Consider the following 4,410-nt stretch of genomic DNA (forward strand, 5'->3'; position numbering starts at 1 on the left):
TACGGATTGAAGGGATGAAGTGCTGCGAGCAGCGAGTCCATCGTCCTGCAAAAGGAGATTGCTGAAAAGTCCGAGGTAGCCTGCTGGACTGGCGAACCAGTTCGCGCGTCAGCGGGTTAGTCCAATGGCCCATGATGGCAGTTCACGCTCTGAAATCTCTTATTGAATCAACGGTTAACTGAAGTCCGCTTCAGCTATGCGGTAACCCATAGCCTTGTATCCTACCTGTCGCTTTTCCCACATCTTTACTAAAGCGGGATGGCCTGTATCAACGATGTCGACAATTCGCACGTCAGTCTTGGTCGCATGATCACGGTGTAGCCGCCCTGCGTATTGCTGCAATGTTCCCCTCCAAGACACCGGCATCGCCAGGACCAACGTATCTAGTGCGGGATGGTCAAACCCTTCGCCAACCAATTTTCCGGTGGCCAGCAATATGCGGGGCGCATCTTCGGGCAGGCTATTGAGTTCTGCGATAACACTGGATCGCAGCTTCTTTGTCATTCGACCATGCAAGACAAAGGGTGGGGTCACCGCGCCGTCAAGAGCTCTCAGGATGGAATGAAGGTGTTCAGTGCGCTCGGTCAAGACCAACACCTTTCTGCCTTGCCCAAAGGGCCTCATTATTTCTTCCGCCACGACCTTCGTTCTAGCTTGGTCATTTGCGAGGTACCTAAAGACATCTTGGATCCCGGAGTCGGGCGGAACAGCTAGACGCGCTTGTTGGTACCTTGCTGTAACTTGCAGGTCATGGGGCGCACTCGGCGGCGATGTGGCGGTGTGTCGGATGGGGCCGCACTGCATGAAAATAATGGGCTGTTGTCCGTCTCGGCGCACAGGGGTCGCGGTCAGGCCTTGGACAAATTTGGCTTTGACCTTTTTGAGAATGGCATCGAAGGAGACAGCACCGACGTGGTGGCACTCATCGACGATTACTTGACCATAACCCTCAACCAACGCATTAACCTCGCCCTGCCGCGAGACGGACTGCATCACGGCGATATCTATGAGGCCCGTCGGCTTTGATTTGCCGCCGCCGATTACGCCAATCACGCCTTTTCCAACTCCCAGGAATGTTTGCAGCCGCTCCTGCCACTGTTTGAGCAACTCGGTTCGATGCACCAAGATTAGTGTGTTCACACCCCGCTTCGCAATCAAGGCAGCAGCTGTTACGGTTTTTCCAAAGGCCGTCGGGGCGCAGAGCACACCTGTCTCATAGCCGAGCATTGCCTGCACCGACACTTCTTGATCTGGTCTCAAGGTGCCTTTGAAGGTGACTTCAATGGGCGTTCCTGAAAATCGCTCATCGTAAAGGCTGAGCTTGATGTTGTTATCGGCCAGCAGCACCTTGGCCGCTTCCAAACACCCACGCGGTAAGGCAATATGCTGGGGATAATTCTCCGCGCATCCAATGACGCGTGGCTTGTCCCAGACCGACATGCGCATGGCTTGCGCTTTGTAAAAATCTGGGTTTTGAAAAGCTGCCAGGCGCACAAGACGGTTTGCCAATGCCTGCGGCAAATCCATTTTTTCAAAATAAATCAGATTCGCAAGGGTCACGGTCAGTGACGCTGGCATCTTTCCGGTGAGTTTCTGCTTTGCCGATGATGTTCGCTTCCATGGAGTTGCCAAATCCTCATCGTCAACGAACGTGACGTCCAATGGATGGACGCCGCCGGTTGCTCTCAAGATGCTTGCTTCAATATCGGCGGAATCCATCAACTCCATGGTCGACAGAAAGGCCCACTGGTCCATATGGGGTCGCAGGTCGTCGTCAACGAACACGCTGCAGTCATTTTCCCGAGGCCGCTTTTGCAGGGGAAGTGCAATCAGGTTTCCAAATCCACCCTTGGGCATGATGTCCTGGTTGGGGAACAAACGGTCATATGAGGTCAGCTCCAGTTGGCGCATCTTCATGCAGGTAAAGCTGATGACGGCCGTTCCCAGGCGGCGTGCATCCCGTGCGTACACCTTTGCTTTGAAGAAGATCCATGCATGGGCCCCATTGCCTGAACGTGATATTTCAAGTGCGACCGGCACGCCGAGTTCAAGGCACGACCGCTTAAAAGCCAAAGCGTCTTGGCGCCAATCCGCTTCGTCGAAATCCACAGCGAGAAAATGGCAACTGTCATCCGCAAGCAGCGGGTACACCCCGACGACATGTTTTCCAGAGAGGTGCGCGTAGATCACCTCGTCAGTCAAAGGTATTAAAAGACGGCTTGCACAATCACCACATTTGATTCGCGGCTTTTGGCAGACGCCAGCCACCCACTCGTTAGCGCAAGCTGGAGCGTATCCAGACTTCCCACTGCCTTTGCTTTCCCAGCGGACAGGGTAAACATCCGTTCGACCCCTAAACAGGCGCCTAAACAAAGCAACTTTTTCATTCGTGGATATGTGAGTGGGATCCGGCGGCGGCTGAGCCGTCGGCGAACCCGATCCGTTGGTATCACGGCGCCAATCCACGCCGTGCTCTTCCAGTAACGCGATCAGGCGTTTGTTTTCGGCTTGCAGGGCAACCAACGGGTCAAGTTCAGCCATCAATTCGGAACTTCCTCAACGGTTTGCATCTTAGGGATTGGTGGCAACGCATGAATACAGAATGCGCAGTTTGCCAGTTCTGTCCCAGGAAATTTGCTGACTTGGTCGTATTACAGGTACTCGCGCATCAGAAAAGATGTTCTATTTAGTCGAATTCAAACGAGCTAAAGGCTCTCCATAAAGCCAGATCATAGGCAATCTTGAGGACGCCACGCACCACCAGAGGCGTTGCACTCCAACCAGATTGGAAGAGCCACCCCGCAAGCAATGGACTTGCAGCGGACGCCAGGCTGCGCGGCACAGCCGTGAAACTGGCTGCGGCGGCACGTTCATGCGGCTGGACTACTGACATGACAAATGCGCTTCGGGCAGGCACATCCATGGACGAGACCAATGCGCGTGCCAGCAGCAGACCCAGCGACCCACACGTTGGTCGAAAATGCCGCTGCGAACAGGCACAGGCTTGCCGGAATATGCGTAAACACCATGGTGTTGGCCAGCCCAATGCGCTTGGGCAACTTGGGAGCCGCCAGTCGTGATCCAGCGCTCAGCGGGCCTAAACAGAAGAAGAGCGTGCCCGCCGCCGCCAGCGATAGACCGAACTTCTGAAACAGCCACAGCGCCAATTGCGAGTTCACCATGAGGCCAACTTTGATCATTCAACATGACAATCCAGAAACCGACATCCATCACCCGCACCGAGTTGCATGCTTTGGTCTGGAGAGAACCAAGGTCCAAGTTGGCCGGCATTTGGGGAATTTCCGACGTTGCCATCGGGAAACTATGTGTTAAAGAATGCATCCCTGCGCCGCCACCGGGCTATTGGGCAAAAAGGGCAGCGGGCGGCAGGGTCTCAACAACGCCGCTGCCAATGCGGCTACCTGGCCAAAGAGAGTTGATTGAGCTTCGTGCGGTGAATTACTACGAAAGGTGGAATGCACCTGTCGACCTGGAGTCCGAAATCACGCCTCCAACCTACATCGAGACAGTCGAGGAAGTCGTGCAATCTGCTTTTGTACGGCTTGGCCCGTTTCGAGCCAAACGAGACCTTTCCGACCCACATCATGGGTTGCGTCGAGTGCTTCTATCTGAGTCGAAAAGAGCGGAGAAAATCAAGGAAAGGGATTGGTCCTTTGATAAGCCACGCTTTCTGGAGCCAAGGTTTCAACGCCAACTTCGCCTCTTTAGCAGTATCTTTTTTATCCTGGATTCCATTCATGCCAGCTGCGAAGTGGTTCAGAAAGAAACTTGGATTCAGGGGGTAGGCCATATCCATCACCTCATTGCGAGTGTTTCCATCGGTGGCTCCAGTGTTCAACTTCAATTCCTCGAGCCTGAGAACCCCAAAGGCAACAATGACCTACCCCGTAGCAGCGTTACAACTCTGCGCGTGGGAAGCAGCGGCAAAGGGGGCAACTTCGTAGATGAGCCGGGCGCCAAGATTGAGAAGCGTCTCGAAGACATCGTGAAGGCAATACTTACCCTTGCAGAGACCAAGATGCGGTCCGCTGATTTTTCGATCTACGAAAGGAAGCTCGAACGCAGGAACCAAATGCTGGAGGCGATTGCAGAACGAAAGCGCAAGGAAGAAGCGATGCGCTTGGCGGCCATTAAGGCCAGGAAGGAAGCGATAAGGAAGGAAATTGCCGATGCGGCCGCAAACCTGCGCCGTGCTCAAGATATTCGAAGTCTTGTCGCGGCAATGGCGGGGCACCCAGACTGCGTTGGCGAGCAATCGGCAAACTACCTAAGCCGGACGAGCCGGAACCAAACAAGTAATACCATGCCACTTCATAGCTAACGGGGCACGATCATGGAAACACAACTGCTCAATCGTTACGCGGTCAACATGCACGGTGTGCTGTCGTG

General features: G+C 54.3%; 2 protein-coding genes and 1 pseudogene. 1 reads left to right on the forward strand and 2 read right to left on the reverse strand.

The features are described from left to right. Window positions 1-174 precede the first annotated feature (174 nt). Both WA157_RS15770 and WA157_RS15775 read right to left on the reverse strand, forming a co-directional pair. On the reverse strand, window positions 175-2,541 hold the full coding sequence (locus WA157_RS15770; RefSeq protein ID WP_422621870.1) for a TOTE conflict system archaeo-eukaryotic primase domain-containing protein: 2,367 nt from the start codon (window positions 2,539-2,541) through the stop codon (window positions 175-177). Between the two features lie 145 nt (window positions 2,542-2,686). Continuing rightward, window positions 2,687-3,188, reverse strand: a pseudogene (locus tag WA157_RS15775) (MFS transporter); the annotation flags it as partial. 17 nt (window positions 3,189-3,205) lie between these two features. Between WA157_RS15775 and WA157_RS15780 the strand changes: the two are divergent. Beyond that, complete coding sequence (locus tag WA157_RS15780; RefSeq protein WP_422621871.1) at window positions 3,206-4,342, forward strand: hypothetical protein; 1,137 nt, start codon at window positions 3,206-3,208, stop codon at window positions 4,340-4,342. Window positions 4,343-4,410 lie beyond the last annotated feature (68 nt).

The sequence above is a fragment of the Rhodoferax ferrireducens genome, assembly GCF_049302455.1.
Classification (GTDB): domain Bacteria; phylum Pseudomonadota; class Gammaproteobacteria; order Burkholderiales; family Burkholderiaceae_C; genus Rhodoferax; species Rhodoferax ferrireducens_B.